This window comes from Bacillus massiliglaciei (genome assembly GCF_900098925.1).
Classification (GTDB): Bacteria; Bacillota; Bacilli; order Bacillales; family DSM-1321; genus Peribacillus; species Peribacillus massiliglaciei.
Window position 1 is genome coordinate 543,559 of the sequence record NZ_LT622358.1, and the last position, 17,475, is coordinate 561,033.

A 17,475-nucleotide genomic window follows, 5' to 3' on the forward strand; every position below is an offset into this window, starting at 1 on the left:
GAAGATGGCCTATTTATATACCAAAGGATGGTTCATTCGTGAATTGAAGGCGAGGGGCATAACCAAACACCCTATTGAAGGAAAAAAGCTGGAATTATATAAAATGCATGTTCTGAGAAATCTGTATGCGCAGATCATCGAAAGGACATAAAGAAAGGCCCAAACCATTCAAGGTTTTGGGCCTTTCTTATATTGTTTATTTAGAGAAGATGCTGGATCATGGGATAGACAAGTGAAATAACAATTCCGGCAATCGCCATTGCTGCTCCAGCCACTGCACCAGTGAATTCACTTTCTTGGCTTGCCTGAGCCGTGCCGAGTCCGTGAGCGATTGTGCCATAAGCGATTCCCCGTGAAAAAGGGTCTTTAATATGAATCTTATCCATAATCCATGGAGCAAGCATGGTACCCAATACTCCAGTCAGGATGACAAAGGAAGCAGTAATATTTTGATCTCCTCCATTTATGTCCATGATTTCAATAGCAATCGGCACTGTGACAGATTTAACAGCCAAAGCCTGAAGCATCACGAAACTAAGGAAAAAAGCCTTGCCGATCAGGATGGCCGTGAACAGTGTCACAGCAAGACCGAATATAATCCCGCATAATGCAGGAACAGCAAACTTTCTAATAATCTCTCTGTTTTTATATAAAGGAACAGCCAAAGCGATCGTTGCCGGTCCAAGAAAGAAGGAAATAAAATCCTTCGCAGGTTTATAATCGTTATAATCAATTCCGCTTATAGAAAATATTGTAATAATAACTACAATGCAAAAAAAGACAGGAGTGGTAAAAGGAGTCGGAAATCTTGCGTATATTTTCCTTCCCGCGAGATACGCACCAGCCGTCAGGAGGATATTAAAGATGGTAATGGGCACTGTCATGATGTTCAGCCTCCTCCTCTTTTTGGGAAAGTCTTTGAACGGTATATGCTGCAATTACGAAACCTATAATAAGACTGACGATTAAGACAACGGCAAGAGACAGGGCGTATCTTTTGAACATGGGCCCCATGGTCATCAGTCCGATTGCGATAGGGACAAAGAAAAAGGCAAGGTGTTTGACGAGGAAGCCAGAAGTGGCTTCAACCCATTCTAACTTGACGATTTTCGTTTGTAATAAAATGAATAATAATAGCATTCCGATAACGTTACCCGGTATTGGGAGATGAATCAATTCTGTTATCCAGGTGCATATCTCGTAAAGAAATAGCAGGAACACGAATGAAATGAAGTACTGAACGACTCTTTTCATGTTGTATTACAGATCCTTTCTTGGTTAACTCTATAAAAGTAGTAAAGTATGTGAATGTATTTATTATAAGGAAAGATAGCGAAGAAGTGTAGAAAAGAATTGGAGGAATTGCAAATGAACGGCAATAGACATTAAAAAGCCCGGCTGCATGCAGGCCGGACTACTTCTATAAAAAATGCTTTATTAAGCTTCCATAAGCTGCTGATCGTCTTCCTCCTGCTGTCTGAACAGCCAGAAGGTATACAGGTCTTTCGAAATCTCGAATAAATCGAAAATTTCTTCCTCCTGATTGATTTGATCATATAAGGCTTTTCTTGTTTCATTCGCTTCAATTACATAAGGCAATTTCTTCGCAGCTTTAATGGAGCGGAGATTAACCTTACGAATGCGCATAAAAACTGTTTCGATACCTGCTTCAAAGAATAATTCTTTGAAAAAAGCATCCTTTGCCAGGGCGTTATAGCCTTTGCCATGGAATGGCTTGCCCAGCCAGGTTCCTAAAAATCCTGCATTATCTTTTATATCATAAAGCGAAATACAGCCGATCGGGTTTTCCCATTCATCGAGAATGGTCCTTGAGATAAGCAATCCTGATTCTTCAGCCTCAATCGTTTGCTTTGTTGCGAATACATATTCTTCATATGAATCAACTTTTTGGCGCACGAAAGGGAAGACATCTGGATGCGTCATTAGATGATAAAGAGAACTGCATTCCATAAAATCTCTTTTCTTTAACATTTCCGTCCCTCCGTTTGAGAGCAGTCCTCATGAGTCATGCTGCCCACCCTCGAAATTTTTTAAAATCGTTCATCAAAAAATTTCGGGGTGGGAATCGAACCCACTAGAACCGGAGGAACTCCGGTGGCGCACCATTTGCCTTCCCTATTTTTATTGTCAGAAAGTATATAAATCAAAAAAATATCTTACGTAGGTATAATACTAAATTTCCACACGTTTGGGAACCTCTTTTTATGTATTTTTTTCGTCAATTTTCTTCCAATTTTAACAAAAGCAATCGTTTGCTTAAATTAAGCCATATCATTAAAATTTTCCGGAGTACTGCATCCATAAGATGAGGGCTCCCAGCAGCCACACATAGACAGAAAATATTTTCAGTGAGCGTTTTTTTAGAAAATTTATCATCCATACAACAGCAAGGTATCCGGAAATCGAGGCGGCAATGGTTCCTGTAAGCAGGGAAGACAGCGAGATAGGTTCGATTTGCCCCATCATAACGGGTTTAAGCTGAAATAGTATCCCTCCGCTTATGGCAGGAATGGAGAGCAAGAATGAGAAATAGGCAGCTGTTTCTCTGTCCAGCCTGCAAAGAAGTCCTGAGGCAATGGTCAGCCCGGAACGTGATAAGGCGGGCATGATTGCAGCAGCCTGGAAGCTTCCGATGATCATGGCATCCTTCAATGTGACCTCATCGAGTGTTTTTCGTCCTTTTCGAGCACTGTCAGCCCACCATAAGATACATCCTGTAACTAAAAACTCCCATCCGATTGATGACCCAGTTTTGGACAGATTATCAAACCAATCATTCAGCAGAATTCCAGCAATTACAGCTGGGAGTGTACCGACAGCCAATAGTGCGGAACGCCTGGAAAAAGGGTTTTTAATTATTTTCACGAGTTCATCTTTATAAACGGTCAGCAAAGCGAGCAGTGTTCCGATGTGAAGCATCGCATCAAGGAAGATGCCGGCTTCATCCAATCCAAACATATGCCTGCCGATATAAAGGTGTCCCGTACTTGAAATAGGAAGAAATTCCGTAAGACCTTGAATAATTCCGAGTATAAGAGCCTGCAGTTCAGTTAACAAAAAATCACCGCATTCCTTTTAAAAGTGGGACAATCTTCTATCAGCTTATGTATGATATAAATAATCATGTCAGAATTTTTCAGAATACAAAAAAGAGGGGAACTTTCTGCATAGCTGTCCGTATAAATAGAGTGGAGGTGGAATAAATGAAAAATGAACTGCAATCTGATGACCGTCTTTTGGCTGTCCTAATTTATGTCCTAAGTTTCTTTACTGCTTTTATAGGCCCTTTAGTCATTTGGCTTCTTAAAAAGGATTCTTCGCCGTTTATTGACTACCATGGCCGTGAATATTTGAATTTTTTAATATCTTATACGGTTTACGGAATAATCGCAGGTCTGCTTACTTTGGTGCTGATCGGATTTGTATTAGCCCCTATTGTAGGATTGGCAGCTGTAGTGTTTACCATCATTGCTGCAGTTAAAGCTTTTGAAGGGATTGAGTATAGAATCCCGTTTATATTCCGTATTCTATAATTTGGAATTTTGCCAGGCTGCAGATGTCCCGTTAAAAACGGGTTCGTCTGCGGTCATTTTTATTGGCAGCTTACGTTAACTGCTGTGAAAACTGTTTTTGATAGTCTATTTTTATCTCCGGTTTGCTGATGCTCTTTATAAGGAAAAAAGAGGAATTAATCGGCTGGAAGAAGAAATAGAATGATAGGGATACGACGGTTCAAGCAAGGAGCGAAGTATGAATATACGTGACTATTATTTAAAGACAGCAAAATCCAATTTTTGGGCGGCGTGGATTCTCTTAGGTCTTGCAATCGTCTTCTTCATTCTGCGTGCCTCCGGCTTGATCACTTCCAATGTTTTCTTTGTTACGGTGCCGTTTCTCATTATCAGCACAGCCCATTTCTTCAGTTCAGATGTATATGCTAAAAGAGCGCGGGATTTAGAAGAGAAAAAAATAGCCACAGGCAGTCTGCACAGAGAAGAGACTGTACTGCTGCAGTTCATGCCGGCTCCGACGTTAAGACTGTTGCTTTTTGAGCCGAACGGTGCTCTTTTGGGTGAGCTTCGTGACAAAAATATGAGATGGTTTATGTGGATGGTTCCGGGAGCAATCTCCGTATTCTTACCGAAAAGTTATGAATTGGTGAGTGCTGAAGGAGATGTGCTGGCCTTTTATCGTGTCAAAGGATTTTTCTCAAATTCGATGGAAATCAAGAATAGATCAGGAACGATTATTGGCTATTATCATGAAAAAAAATCTTTGGTCAGAAACGGCTGTCTATATGATTCTGAAGATTCCGAGTGGATTATTATACCGGAAAAGAATACCATTCGGGACTTTCCGTTAAAAACAGCAGCCGGCAAGAGTATTGCCGTTATACAAACCGGATGGATGCCGTGGGAATGGCAGAAACGTTTTGAACCGAATACGCCTGTCCTGACATTCACCACATTGGCAGGTGAAAAAGAAAGACTCGCCGTTTGGGGAGTGTGCGCATTACTTTTCCACCATTATGACCATTAAAAAATGAAACCAAGTTTGATATAATAAATAGGCAATACATATATTGAAATAAGGGATGATAATAATGACACTGTTGGAAGAAATCTTAGATTATAACGAAAAGTTCGTTGAAGAGGAAGAATACGAAAAATATCGGACAGGCAAATTCCCGGATAAGAAGATGGTTATTCTTAGCTGTATGGACACCAGGCTGGTTGAATTATTGCCTAAATCCATGAATGTTAAGAATGGGGATGTTAAGTTTCTGAAGACTGCAGGAGGTATTGTTTCACACCCGTTCGGCAGCGTTATGCGGAGTATCATTGTTGCTGTGTATCAGCTAAAAGCGGATGAGATTTTTGTTATTCCGCATCATGACTGCGGAATGGCTTCTGTTAATCCGGATGAAGTGATCAAGCAGATGGTGGACCGGGATATTCCTGAAGGAACAATCGATACGATTGAACATTCTGGAATTAATCTTCGCAGCTGGCTAAAGGGCTTTGACGATGTATATGAAAGTGTCAGAGAAAGCGTGAATATTATCAAGAATCATCCGTTGATTCCTAAGAGCGTTCCAGTCCACGGTTTAATTGTTTCTCCGGATACCGGGAAATTAGAAGTTGTCGTGAACGGATACGAGCAAATAAAGAAATAATGAAATCTTGGCTGCCATTTTCGGCGGCCTTTTCATTTAAAAAGGATTGGCAGGAGAACGAGTAAAGGGCACGTTATTTTCAAGGTGAGAATTCTATGTACTGCCAAACCAGCCTTATCTCTTGTCCATAAAGTGTAAATGCCTTTTATTAGAGTGCTTTTTCTGTTAAAATTTTTAGGTGCGGTTTGTCACGTATACAAACGGGTGGGAGAGGGACTTACAATAATATATAGAAGGAACATCATGAAAAAAACAAAATTTGATACTATATTCCGCCTTTCGAAGTATGGCACAAATCTGAACCGGGAACTGTTTGCCGGGATGATCGGTTATTTTACAATTGCTTATATTCTGATTGTTAATTCTCTCATTTTAGGAGAAGCCGGAATTCCTCTGGATGGAGCAATTATAGCAACCATCCTTTTGTCTGCGGTCAGCTGCATCTTCATTGGCTTCTGGGCAAATGTTCCCGTTATTCTTGTACCGGGAATGGGGGTCAATGCTCTATTTGCCTATACAATGGTTATGGCGATGGGATTAAGCTGGCAGTCTGCTTTGGGAGCGGTCTTTATTTCCGGTCTCATTTTTGTCCTGATTGCTTTTACAAAATACTCACGTCTGCTGAATGATTCGATCCCCAATTCGTTAAAAGAAGCGATATCTGTAGGCTTGGGCCTTTTTTTAATTTTGCTTGGACTGGAAAAGGGCGGGCTTATTGAGAAGGGTACCAATTCGATTATCGCGATAGGGGACTTTAAAGATCCTGAAGTATTGGCTATGGTTCTGACCTTTTTTCTTGCCATAGCTCTGTTTATAAAAAATGTTCCAGGGAATTTCCTTCTGACAATTTTGGGAGGGAGCGTCATTGCAGCATTATTGGGGAATATTGATTTTTCAGGGGTTACATGGACTGGACTGAATGGGGATGCATATGAAAATGTGTTCCTTTCCTTATCCTTTCTGGAAATCAATACGGCTGAATTTTGGATGGCTGTCTTTACCATGTCGATGGTGCTGATTTTTGAAAATATTGGACTGGTGCACGGCCACATGGAAAGCCTGCAGCGTCAAGAGGGTTATCAAAAGTCCTTTCAGGCTACTGGTGTTTCTGTTCTGCTTTCCGGATTGTTTGGCTCAAGTCCGACAGTCGCGACTGTAGAAACTGCGGCAGGCATTGCTTCCGGCGGACGGACAGGGCTGACGTCCATTATGACAGGGGTGCTGTTTTTAGCATCTCTGCTGTTCATCCCAGTGATTAAAATCATTCCTGATACAGCGATCGCTCCGATTCTCATCATCATAGGCATATTGATGATCGGTACCATCAAAAAAATGGATTTCAGCGATTTCACAGAAAGTATTCCTGCGATTCTAATCATGACAGCGATTCCGTTCACTTATAGCATAGCTGATGGTATGGCGTTTGGGTTTATTATGTATCCATTTTTGAAGCTTGTGACAGGAAGAAGGAAGGAAATTTCCCCGGCCATTTTCATTATTGCTCTCTTATTCCTGGGCTATTTTTTGATCGGAACTTTAGAATAACCGCAAGTATTAACACACAAGAGACCTATAGGAAAAGAAGAGTAAAGCGATTATAATGAAATGAAAAAAGCACTAGAAATGGGGAATTGAGGAATGAAGATTGAATTATTAAAAACCCACGGCTCAGGCAATGATTTTTTTATCATTGATGAATTAACTGCCGATCTTGCTTTCACAGAAGAAGAGCGCAGAGACCTGGCTGTGTCTCTATGTAACAGGGAAAGTGAACTCGGAGCGGATGGAATCCTGTTCGTTCTCAAAAGTGAGCGGGCGGATGCCAGAATGCGGGTTTTTAACTCAGACGGCTCTGAAGCCTCCATGTGCGGCAATGGTCTGCGCTGCGTAGCCAGGTTCGTTTCAGAAGTATTGGGAAAGACCAGCATGGTTATCGAAACGATGAAAGTGGATCTTCAAGTGGAAAAAACAGAAGAAATTTACTCAGGGATTCCCACGTTTAAAGTGGAAATTTCTCCAGTGAGTTTTAATCCGGAAGATCTGCCGCTCCATATCGATAAGGAAAAGCTGTTAAATGAACGTTTGCCTGAACTGGATGATTCACTTTTGTTTTCTGCTTTAGCAGTGCCCAATCCGCATCTTGTAGCGATGGTCAGCAGTGAGATTCTTGCTTCAGATATACAGGAAAAACTTGCGGCTGGGGTCAATGAACCGAATGCGCTGTTTCCCGACGGCGTTAATGTCAGCTTTGTCAAAAACCTGGAACCCGGCAATATTTATGTCCGAACCTATGAAAGGGGAGTCGGCTTTACGAATGCATGCGGCACGGCCATGTCTGCTTCAAGTCTGGTAACCTGCCTGATCGGCCTGAATGAGGCCGATCAGGAAATCTCCGTTTATAATAATGGCGGTAAGGTCAAGTGTGTAGTACATCATGATGCTGAAACAGGCCGATATTGGATCGATCTGATTGGTAATGCGACCTATGAATACAAAACGAGCGTAAATGTGGATCTTGCTCAACCTTCTTCATTCACATTGGAAGAACGGGAGCTATATACTGAAGAAACTGAGCTATACAAAAAACTGCAGGCGGAAGTGAAGGAATACTTAGCGACTGTATAATTATTTTTTAGGGAGGGCTTGCCTAATGGGCAGCCGTCCCTTTTTTCTTTTTCAAAAAAGAAAGGATTTCCCGAAAAGGGTCGCTGTTATCCACTTCCCTGTAGGAGGTAAACGGACATCCCTGTTTTTTAATCCGCTCGGGTACCGTCAAAAGATTAAAATCCTCTATTTTCAGTTTTCCATTCACTTCTTCCCAAAATAAAGGCGCGGCGACACCTGCAAAATGATTTCCACGCGGAGAGTAGGGGGTGATAATCGTTTTTCCCTCACTGTGCTGGACAAAGTCAAGATAAAGACGGCCTTTTCTTTTTTTCTTCAGGCGCTCAATCGTGAAATCCTCTGGATGCAGTCCGGTCAAGTAAGAGGCGAGAAAATCCGTGAATATCCGGGTGTCTTTGTACGTAAACGTATTATCCGGAAGAGGGATATGCACTTGCAGTCCTTTATTTCCAGATGTTTTGACAAATGCGGCCAGGTTTAGCGGTTTAAGTGTATCATATACAGCACGTGCCGCTTTAATGGCAAGAGGAAAGTCACCTGGGGATGCAGGGTCTAAATCCAGTACCAGTTCATCAGGCTTTTTTTGTCCAATTTTTTGAAATGGTGTATGAAATTCAAGGGCCAGCTGATTGCCCAGCCATAAAAGCGTTTCTAAATTATTGCAGAGAATATGCTCATGCCCGTTCTCCAGCCCGGTTTGAATAAACGACGGAGCATAATCCGGAATATTTTTTTGGAAAAAACGTTCCTCTTGGAGTGTGCCGTGAGGAAACCGAATATTCGTTAAAGCCCTGTCTTGCAGAAAAGGAAGGAACCAGCATGAAACCTGACGTAAATACTGAAGAAGCTGGATTTTGAGAATCGATTCATTTTTCAGCTGCCAAATAGGTTTATCTGGAGAAGTGACCGTCACAGATTCCGGAAATGTAAATTGGCTGATCAAAAAGGTTTCCCAGGTGCATTCATCTGGCTCCTTATCAAGCAGCCAGTGAGAAAATACCGGTTCACGCAGCTCATCTTCCTTGTAGGCATGGAGATAATGAACAGCAAGACAGATGGAAGGCTGAATATAATATTGGTATTCATCTTCCATTACAGCATTTTTCTTAACCAATTCACTTATTATGCGTCTGTCTTCTTGTGTAAAACCGTTTTTGACTTTGCCGATCATGACAATGTTATTCCCTTTGAAAACGGAAAGGGACAAATACCCAGACTCTTTATCCAGCGAGCTGATGAAACAGGGAACAGTGCGCCAGTTTTTGATTTTAACCCACGTTTCAGTGCGTTTTCCGGCTTCCCATGTACTTGTGGGAAGTTTTGCCACAACACCTTCACCGTCCAGGAGAATCGTTTTTTTTATGCAAATATCCGGCTGTTCATAGGCTGGTAATAACTGAATCAGTTTGCTCGTACGTGGATCAGGGATAAGGGGCAGGCGGCATGCAATAAACAACTCGTTGAGCAGATTTTTTCGTTTTTTTAACGGCATCCCGGTTACGTTCTCACCTTTATATTCCAGCATATCGAATACAAGCATTCTGCATGGGGAAAACTCGGCAGCCGCCTCAATTGTCTTTTTGGTCTTCAGCCTTCCTCTCCATTGAAGATGGCCGAAATCGCCTTTACCCTCATTTTCCAGCCAAACAAGCTCTCCGTCCAGGGTTAAGGGAGCATGAGCAGAAAAATCAATCTCGGACAGGCAGTTTTTAATTTCAGGGAAAGAAGAGAGCAGTTCTTTTTCATTTCTGCTATCAAGCTTTACCTTTCCATCCTTCTCAATTCTCAGAATGGCACGAAAACCATCATATTTTATTTCATACTGCCATTCCGTCCCCTTCGGAAAATCTGTGCGGTAAGTCGGAAGCATCGGCTTCATGATCAATTCTCCTTTTTCCTTTATATTTAACGTTAATGTTTCAAGTGATTCTGCCAAAAATTTTTCGAATGCTTTTTGATGACGGGGAATACTAATGACAGGCCCAAATTTAAAAAGAGGGTGATTTTGTGCATACAATGTGGAAAGGCAGTATAAGTTTTGGTCTTGTGAATATACCAATCAAGCTTCATGCCGCAACGGAGGATAAAGACATTTCATTAAGGACCCTTCATAAAGAATGTCATTCTCCGATTAAATATGAAAAAGTATGTCCCGTGTGTGAAAAAGAAGTAGGGAAAGACGATATTGTCCGGGCATTTGAATATACCAAAGGGAAGTTTGTCGTCATTGAAGACGAGGAGCTAGAACAGCTGAAGAAGAAAACAGAAGACAGAGCTGTCGAAATTGTTGATTTTGTCAAAATAGAGGACATCGATCCGATTTATTTCAACAGAAGCTATTACATGTCTCCTAATGAAGGGGGAACAAAAGCTTATTCCCTATTAAGGAAGGCACTGGAAGAATCCCAAAAAGTCGGAATCGCCAAAATCATGATTCGGTCGAAGGAACAGATGGCCGTCATCAGGACAGTCCAAAATCTTCTGTTAATGGAAACGATCCATTATCCCGATGAGGTAAGGGCGGCAGAAGATGTTCCTAATATTCCCGCGGCTGACCAGGTCTCTGAAAAAGAATTGACTACGGCGATCATGCTGATCGACCAGCTGACCGCATCGTTTGAGCCTGAAAAATACCAGGATGAGTATAGGAGTGCACTTATTGAACTGATTGAATCGAAAAAAGCGGGGGAAAACTTAGTTGCTGCCAAGCCAAAAGCGAAGGCTGCAGACAATGTGACCGATCTAATGGCCGCACTGCAGGCATCAATCGACCGGACAAAGCCGGAAAAAAAACCAGTAAAAAAGAGAGCGCCGAGAAAAAAAGCAGAAACGAAAAAGAAGGAAGCATAGTCTATTGCGAGCTGCCGGTCCTACCGGCAGTTTTTTTGCGGATCGCATAGGTGAAAAGGCCTGAAAACGATAAAAAAAACCGTTCCAGATGAACGGATAAATGAGGAAATCAATCGTGATAATCAACATATAGGCGATTGAGATAATTATTCGACCATATATTGTATAATCATATTATCATAGATAATTATTTGGCATCAACTTCTTTTCACTTTTTTCATACAGTGATTGTTACACAATTAATTCTATTCTAATTATTCTTACTCAATAGATGGAATTTAGTATAATGTTAGTACATTGTACAAAGGAGAAGATGTCAGATGGAAATCGTTTCACTGCAAATTGGGAGGCCGCAAATCCGGAATTATATGGGTATGCAGATCAATACAGCTATGGATAAACAAAAAATAGAATCCGTTACAGTCAGATTTGAAAGACTGGAAGGTGATGATGTAGGCAATAAGAAACATCATGGGGGGAAGGACCGGGTCATTTGCTTTTATCCATATGAACATTATCCGTATTGGGAAAATACATATTCAAAAAAACTTCCGCTCCCGGCTTTTGGAGAGAACTTGACCGTACGGGGAATGACAGAAAAAGATATGTATATTGGAGATATTCTGAAAATCGGAGAAACTGTCATTCAAATTACTCAGGGCAGGGTACCGTGTGCGACGATTTCCATGTTCAATGCGGAAAAGGACTTTCTGAGAAATGTAAAAGAGACTGGTTTTTGCGGTTATTTTGCCAGAGTCTTAGAAGAGGGGCAGATTAGAGAGGGCGATCAGCCTCTCCTTCTTGAGCGAAGCGAAAACTCTGTCAGTGTTTTTTATGCCACACATGTCTTATTGAATGGCATGGATGGGATACAGGGGATAGAGTCAGTGCTGTCTGTTTCCTCGCTTGCAGATGAATGGAAAAAGAAGCTGGAAAAGTTGAAGGAGAGGCAGTTGGGGATCTAGAGTAAAAGAATTAAAATAGCACTTGATATTTGTACGGAATATGAATTAAAATAAAATTCAGAAAATTAAATCGAATAGTTTCATACTTATCCAGAGAGGCGGAGGGACTGGCCCTGTGAAACCTCAGCAACCGGCTTTGCAAAAAGCTAAGGTGCTAAATCCAGCAAGCATGCGCTTGAAAGATGAGGGGAATTTTGTTGAAAAGCCTTCTCTCATAGAAGGCTTTTCTTTTTTTAAAATGTAAAAAAGTGTCTAAAGGAGGCGTTAGAAGATTTTGACCTTTAAAGAAGCGGTAAAGACAAGAGTTATTACAGGAGACGGAGCTATAGGAACCATGCTTTATGCTAATGGTATAGACCGATGTTATGAGGAATTGAATGTGAGTTCCCCTGATCAGGTGCTGAATATTCATTATGCCTATGCAGAAGCAGGAGCTGATCTTATTCAGACTAATACATACGGCGCCAATTTCTTTAAACTGAAGCGTTATGGACTTGAAGATGAAGTAAGCCGATTTAATCGAACTGGCGTCCAATTAGCTAAAAAGGCAGCAGCGGGGAGAGCGTTTGTTTTTGGTACGATTGGAGCTGTCAGAAGTTTTCGGAAATCGGATTTAACGTTGAGTGAAATCAAAAGAGGTTTTCGTGAACAATTATACAGCCTTCTTCTTGAGGAGCCGGAAGGGATCGTGCTTGAGACATATTATGATCTCGAAGAGCTGGAAACGGTCCTGCATATTGCCCGGAAAGAAACAGAGCTGCCCATCATGGCAAATGTCTCGCTTCATGAGATCGGCAATTTACAAGACGGCACTCCTTTGCCAGAAGCTTTTAAAAAATTGGAGGAATTGGGGGCTGATGCAGTTGGGCTGAATTGCCGGCTTGGACCGCATCATATGATAAGGGCGCTGGAAACCGTTCCGCTCCTGAAGTATGCAGCCATCTCGGCATATCCAAATGCAAGCCTCCCGGACTTTGAAGACGGAAGACTTGTCTATAAGGCTGTTCCAGAATATTTTCATTCTGCAGCCCTTCAGCTCCGAAAGCAGGGTGCCTCCATTATAGGCGGCTGCTGCGGGACTTCACCGCTTCATATTGAAGCCATAAAGGATGCGGTTGCAGGACTTGAACCGGTTTTGGAAAAGGAAATCAAAGTACCGCGGGTGGAAGCATTGGCAGAAAGACAGGAAAGCCAGCCTGCATTATATGAGAAAGCAAAAACAAAAAGGACGATTCTTGTTGAGCTGGACCCGCCTAAGAAGCTTGGAATTGAACAATTTTTAAAGGGAGCCGCATCTTTAAAGCAATCAGGTGCAGATACCATTACATTGGCGGATAATTCGCTTGCCTCTCCCCGAATTTCGAATTCAGCGCTTGGTTCTATTTTAAAAAACCAGTATGGAATGAATCCGATGATCCATGTCACTTGCAGGGACCGGAACTTAATCGGGATCCAGTCCCACTTGATGGGCCTTCAGACAATGGGACTTCATGAGATTCTGGTGGTTACGGGGGATCCTTCAAAAATCGGGGATTTTCCGGGTGCAACATCTGTATACGATTTATCCTCGTTTGATTTAATAAGTCTTGTCAGCCAGTTTAACAAAGGGGTTTCTTACTCGGGACAAAGTCTGGGCGGAAAAACCAATTTTAATATTGCGGCCGCATTTAACCCAAATGTGAGGCATTTGGACAAGGCAGTGATTCGAATGGAGAAAAAGATCTCTTGCGGCGCCCATTCCTTTCTGACTCAGCCTATCTTCTCTTTAGAACAGGCAGAGGAAGTTTATATGGCAACGAAACATATTAAAGCCCCCATATTTATTGGGGTTATGCCTTTAACCAGCACCAATAATGCGGAATTTATCCATAATGAAGTGCCGGGGATTAAATTGCCTGATTCTATAAGAAAGGCGATGGCAGCAGCTGGAAACAACCCTGTTAAAGCGAAGGAAGAGGGATTGAGGATTGCCATGGAATTGATTGATGCGATAAGGGAGAAATTTAACGGAATCTACTTGATTACACCTTTTCTCAGATATGAGATGACCGCTGAACTGACTCGATATATTAAAGCAGCAGACAAAAGGCATGAAACTGAGGTGGGGGCTTATGAATAAACCTTTGATACAGGACCAAATGAAGAAAAAAATATTATTAATCGATGGGGCAATGGGCACAATGCTGCAGGCAGAAAACCTATCTGCTGACGACTTTGGAGGAGAACAATTCGAGGGCTGTAATGAATATTTGACCATTACGCGGCCTGATCTCATTTCCTCTATACATGAAAAATATCTGGAAGCCGGAGCGGACATCATTGAAACGAATACTTTTGGTGCAACAAGTATCGTGCTGGAAGAATATCAATCAGGACACCTGGCCTACCAAATAAATAAAGAAGCCGCGCAGCTGGCCAAGTCTGCATGTGAGAAGTACTCTTGTGCAGACTGGCCGAGATATGCTGCAGGCTCTATGGGACCTACAACAAAAACTTTGTCCGTGACGGGCGGTACGACTTTTGATAGTTTGCAGGAGTCTTATTCCATTCAGGCAGCCGGTTTGCTTGACGGGGGCGTTGATTTGTTAATGCTTGAAACCTGTCAGGATATGCTGAATGTCAAAGCCGCCTTTGCAGGAATCAAGGCAGCCTTCTCTACAGCCGGACGAGAAGTTCCCCTCATCATTTCCGGAACCATTGAGCCGATGGGTACAACCTTGGCAGGCCAGGCAATTGATGCCTTCTACTTGTCCTGTGAACACATGAACCCAATTGCAGTCGGTCTGAACTGTGCAACAGGCCCGGAATTTATGGCAGATCATATCCGAACATTGGCCCAGCTTGCTGACCGCGGTGTCAGCTGCTACCCGAATGCAGGTCTTCCGGACGAAGAAGGTCATTATCATGAATCCCCTGATACCCTTGCTGAAAAAATGAAACAATTCGCTGAAAAAGGGTGGGTGAATATCATTGGCGGTTGCTGCGGGACTACCCCAGGACATATAAAAGAACTTTCCCGTCTTACAAAAGATATAAGGCCTCGCCAGATCCCGAATCAGGCCCATGGCCATGCCATATCAGGCATTGATTCAATAATCTATGATGAAACAATGAGACCCTTATTTGTTGGAGAAAGAACAAATGTAATAGGTTCCCGTAAATTTAGAGAATTAATACAGGCGAAAAAATTCGAAGAGGCTGCCGAAGTTGCCAGGGAGCAGGTGAAAAACGGAGCACATGTTATCGATATCTGTCTGGCCGATCCAGATGATGATGAATTAGGGAATATGAAAGAATTTGTAACAGAAACCGTTAAGAAAGTAAAAGTGCCGCTTGTAATCGATACAACAGATGAAGAAGTGCTGGAAGAAGCATTGAAACGTACACAGGGGAAAGTAATCATAAACTCTGTCAATTTGGAAGACGGGGAAGAAAGATTCCATAAAGTGCTGCCTTATATTCGCCAATACGGAGCAGCAGTCGTGGTCGGAACAATAGATGAGAAAGGGATGGCTATCACAGCAGAAAGAAAACTGGAAATTGCCAGGCGGTCAGTCAGCCTGCTGGTCAATCAGGGTATTTCGAAAAACGACCTGATTTTTGATCCGCTCGTTTTTCCGGTTGGCACTGGAGATGAGCAATACCTTGGTTCTGCTCTTGAAACGGTAAAAGGAATACAGGCTATAAAAGAGGAATTCCCTGAATGCTTAACCATTCTTGGAATTTCAAATGTATCTTTTGGTCTTCCGCCGCGTGGGAGAGAGATATTGAATGCGGTCTTTCTCTACCACTGTACAAAAGCCGGACTGGATTATGCAATTGTCAATACTGAAAAGCTGGAGCGTTTTGCCTCCATTCCTGAAGATGAAATTCAATTAGCGGAAGAGCTTCTATTCCATACTACTAAAGAATCGCTGGATGCTTTTACGGAATATTACAGAGGGAAAAAAACAGAGAAAAAGCAAAATATAGCTGTTCTCCCTCTTGAAGAAAGACTTGCCCGGTACATCATTGACGGGACTAAACAGGGGCTGACAGAGGACCTAAAGCTTTCTGTAGAGCGGGGAGATGAACCGTTTGCTATTATCAACGGCCCTTTGATGGAGGGCATGTCAGAGGTTGGGCGGCTATTTAATGACAATCAGTTGATTGTTGCTGAAGTTTTGCAAAGTGCAGAAGCCATGAAAGCAGCAGTGAACTATTTGGAGCCCTTTATGGAATCAGGAGAAACCAGCAGGAAAAAAGGAAAGGTGCTGCTTGCCACTGTAAAAGGGGATGTGCATGATATCGGAAAAAATCTTGTGGAAATCATTCTTTCCAATAACGGTTATGATGTGATTGATTTAGGAATTAAGGTATCGCCGCAGCAAATCATCGAAGAGGTACGGCGGTGTGCACCGAGTGTTATAGGACTTTCGGGACTTTTGGTGAAATCTGCCCAGCAGATGGTAATAACGGCTCAAGACCTAAAGCAGGCGGGGATAAAGGTTCCTATTTTAGTAGGGGGGGCAGCCTTATCAAGGAAGTTCACAGACTTTAAAATTGCTTCTGAATATGATGGCCCGGTCCTTTATTCAAAAGATGCCATGGATGGTCTGTCTGTAACGAATATCCTCCATGATTCAGATAAAAAGGCTGGTTTCCTGAAGGAAATAGAAGAAAAACGAGACAAGGCAAAGAGCAATGCAGCGGCTGCTGCAGCGATGAGAAAGCCTGAAAGGAAGATCGTACGGGCCGCTCCAGTCAGTAAAGCCCCGGTAAAGGTCCCGGCAGACCTGAAACGGCATGTATTAAAAGACTATCCCTTTGACTTTGTCCAGCCCTATATGAACAGGCAGATGCTGATTGGCCATCATTTAGGATTAAAGGGAAAGGTTGCGGAGCTTCTGAAGCAAGGTGACAGACGTGCTGTTGAGCTGAATGCTTTGATTGACAGCCTAACCGACTTTTTGAAAAAAGAACCGTCATATTCTCTTGATGGTGTGTATCAATTTTTTCCGGCTCAGAGTGAGGGAGACAAAATAATTGTATACCATCCGGAAAACGGCCGAAAATCACTCGAAACATTTGAATTTCCCCGCCAATCAGGCGGTCAGCATTTATGTCTTGCTGATTATCTTCAGCCTGTATCTTCCGGTACGATGGATTATGTTGGCTTCTTTACCGTTACGGCAGGCAAAGGGATAAGAGAATGGGCGAGAAATCTGAAACAAGAAGGGGATTTTCTTAAAAGTCATGCCATCCAGTCACTTGCACTTGAAACAGCTGAGGCGTTTGCGGAAAGAGTGCATCATATGATGAGAGATGCCCAGGGAATAGGCGATCCGGTAGATATGACGATGAAAGAGAGATTTGCAGCCAAGTATATCGGCCAAAGATTTTCTTTTGGATATCCAGCCTGCCCGAATCTGGAGGATCAACAAAAATTATTTAACCTTTTAAAACCGGATGATATCGGCATAAAGCTGACTGAAGGATTTATGATGGAACCGGAGGCCTCTGTTTCCGCCATCGTGTTTGCGCATCCGGAAGCGAGATATTTTAATATCGGCTCTATTTAACAGGGTTCGGACAAAAAGGAGATTCAAATTCCTTTTTGTCCGTTTGGCATGAGTAAAGGACATCATCAGATCTGTAAAAATTGACTTTTAATTTGCAGCCTTGCACAGATTTTTCATCAGCCAGCCGCCGAGAGTTTCAACAGATAAAAACTTGCTTACTGACTACTGTCACAACTCTTATTTATTTTAGGGAAGAGCCTTTAAGCGGCCTCTCACAGGGAAAGCAAAACCGCCGAAGTACTTTCTGAATGAAAAAACAGCATTGACATACGCTAAG

At 42.4% G+C, this 17,475-nt stretch carries 15 protein-coding genes and 1 riboswitch; of the genes, 10 read left to right on the forward strand and 5 right to left on the reverse strand.

Features of this window, described 5'->3' with window-relative positions:
• Positions 1–4: 4 nt before the first annotated feature.
• Positions 5–151, forward strand: a complete 147-nt coding sequence (locus tag BQ4305_RS11070) for a YflJ family protein (protein WP_110927832.1) — start codon at positions 5–7, stop codon at positions 149–151.
• A gap of 49 nt (positions 152–200) precedes the next feature.
• Here BQ4305_RS11070 and BQ4305_RS11075 read toward each other — a convergent pair whose 3' ends face one another.
• The 4 genes from BQ4305_RS11075 to BQ4305_RS11090 all read right to left on the reverse strand — a co-directional run bounded on the left by BQ4305_RS11075 (position 201) and on the right by BQ4305_RS11090 (position 3,078).
• The gene (locus BQ4305_RS11075) at positions 201–884 is read right to left on the reverse strand and encodes an LrgB family protein (RefSeq protein ID WP_110927833.1); all 684 of its coding nucleotides are present in this window, start codon (positions 882–884) and stop codon (positions 201–203) included.
• Positions 859–1,254, reverse strand: coding sequence for a CidA/LrgA family protein (locus BQ4305_RS11080; protein WP_110927834.1), 396 nt, complete (start codon positions 1,252–1,254; stop codon positions 859–861). Before BQ4305_RS11080 ends, BQ4305_RS11075 begins: the two co-directional genes overlap by 26 nt.
• Before the next feature lie 183 nt (positions 1,255–1,437).
• A complete protein-coding gene (locus BQ4305_RS11085; protein WP_110927835.1) occupies positions 1,438–1,992 on the reverse strand; it encodes a GNAT family N-acetyltransferase in 555 nt (184 codons plus the stop codon).
• A gap of 303 nt (positions 1,993–2,295) precedes the next feature.
• Positions 2,296–3,078 (reverse strand): undecaprenyl-diphosphate phosphatase, encoded by a 783-nt coding sequence (locus tag BQ4305_RS11090; protein ID WP_110927836.1) that lies wholly within the window; start codon positions 3,076–3,078, stop codon positions 2,296–2,298.
• A gap of 146 nt (positions 3,079–3,224) precedes the next feature.
• On the opposite strand from BQ4305_RS11090, the gene BQ4305_RS11095 reads away from it, so the two are divergent.
• The 5 genes from BQ4305_RS11095 (at position 3,225) to dapF (ending at position 7,822) form a co-directional block, all read left to right on the forward strand.
• Positions 3,225–3,554, forward strand: a complete 330-nt coding sequence (locus tag BQ4305_RS11095) for a DUF4870 domain-containing protein (RefSeq protein ID WP_110927837.1) — start codon at positions 3,225–3,227, stop codon at positions 3,552–3,554.
• 217 nt (positions 3,555–3,771) lie between these two features.
• Positions 3,772–4,560 carry a hypothetical protein gene (locus BQ4305_RS11100; protein ID WP_110927838.1) on the forward strand — a complete coding sequence of 263 codons (789 nt, stop codon included), beginning with the start codon at positions 3,772–3,774 and terminating at the stop codon, positions 4,558–4,560.
• 64 nt (positions 4,561–4,624) lie between these two features.
• Positions 4,625–5,197, forward strand: a complete 573-nt coding sequence (locus tag BQ4305_RS11105) for a beta-class carbonic anhydrase (protein WP_110927839.1) — start codon at positions 4,625–4,627, stop codon at positions 5,195–5,197.
• Between the two features lie 243 nt (positions 5,198–5,440).
• The gene (locus tag BQ4305_RS11110) at positions 5,441–6,742 is read left to right on the forward strand and encodes an NCS2 family permease (protein WP_110927840.1); all 1,302 of its coding nucleotides are present in this window, start codon (positions 5,441–5,443) and stop codon (positions 6,740–6,742) included.
• A gap of 93 nt (positions 6,743–6,835) precedes the next feature.
• Positions 6,836–7,822, forward strand: coding sequence for a diaminopimelate epimerase (dapF, locus tag BQ4305_RS11115; RefSeq protein ID WP_110927841.1), 987 nt, complete (start codon positions 6,836–6,838; stop codon positions 7,820–7,822).
• Positions 7,823–7,844: 22 nt separating this feature from the next.
• Here the strand turns inward: dapF and ligD are convergent, their stop codons facing one another.
• Positions 7,845–9,701 (reverse strand): DNA ligase D, encoded by a 1,857-nt coding sequence (ligD, locus tag BQ4305_RS11120; RefSeq protein WP_110927842.1) that lies wholly within the window; start codon positions 9,699–9,701, stop codon positions 7,845–7,847.
• Positions 9,702–9,829: 128 nt separating this feature from the next.
• On the opposite strand from ligD, the gene ku reads away from it, so the two are divergent.
• From ku to metH, 4 genes are all read left to right on the forward strand, one after another.
• Positions 9,830–10,672 (forward strand): non-homologous end joining protein Ku, encoded by an 843-nt coding sequence (gene ku / locus BQ4305_RS11125; RefSeq protein ID WP_110927843.1) that lies wholly within the window; start codon positions 9,830–9,832, stop codon positions 10,670–10,672.
• 320 nt (positions 10,673–10,992) lie between these two features.
• On the forward strand, positions 10,993–11,637 hold the full coding sequence (locus tag BQ4305_RS11130) for an MOSC domain-containing protein (RefSeq protein WP_110927844.1): 645 nt from the start codon (positions 10,993–10,995) through the stop codon (positions 11,635–11,637).
• Between the two features lie 83 nt (positions 11,638–11,720).
• Positions 11,721–11,826: riboswitch (SAM riboswitch) on the forward strand.
• An 85-nt stretch (positions 11,827–11,911) separates the two neighbouring features.
• A complete protein-coding gene (locus BQ4305_RS11135; protein ID WP_110927845.1) occupies positions 11,912–13,756 on the forward strand; it encodes a bifunctional homocysteine S-methyltransferase/methylenetetrahydrofolate reductase in 1,845 nt (614 codons plus the stop codon).
• Entirely contained in the window at positions 13,749–17,198 is a 3,450-nt protein-coding gene (metH, locus tag BQ4305_RS11140) for a methionine synthase (RefSeq protein ID WP_110927846.1), read from the forward strand. Before BQ4305_RS11135 ends, metH begins: the two co-directional genes overlap by 8 nt.
• The last annotated feature ends 277 nt before the right edge of the window (positions 17,199–17,475 follow it).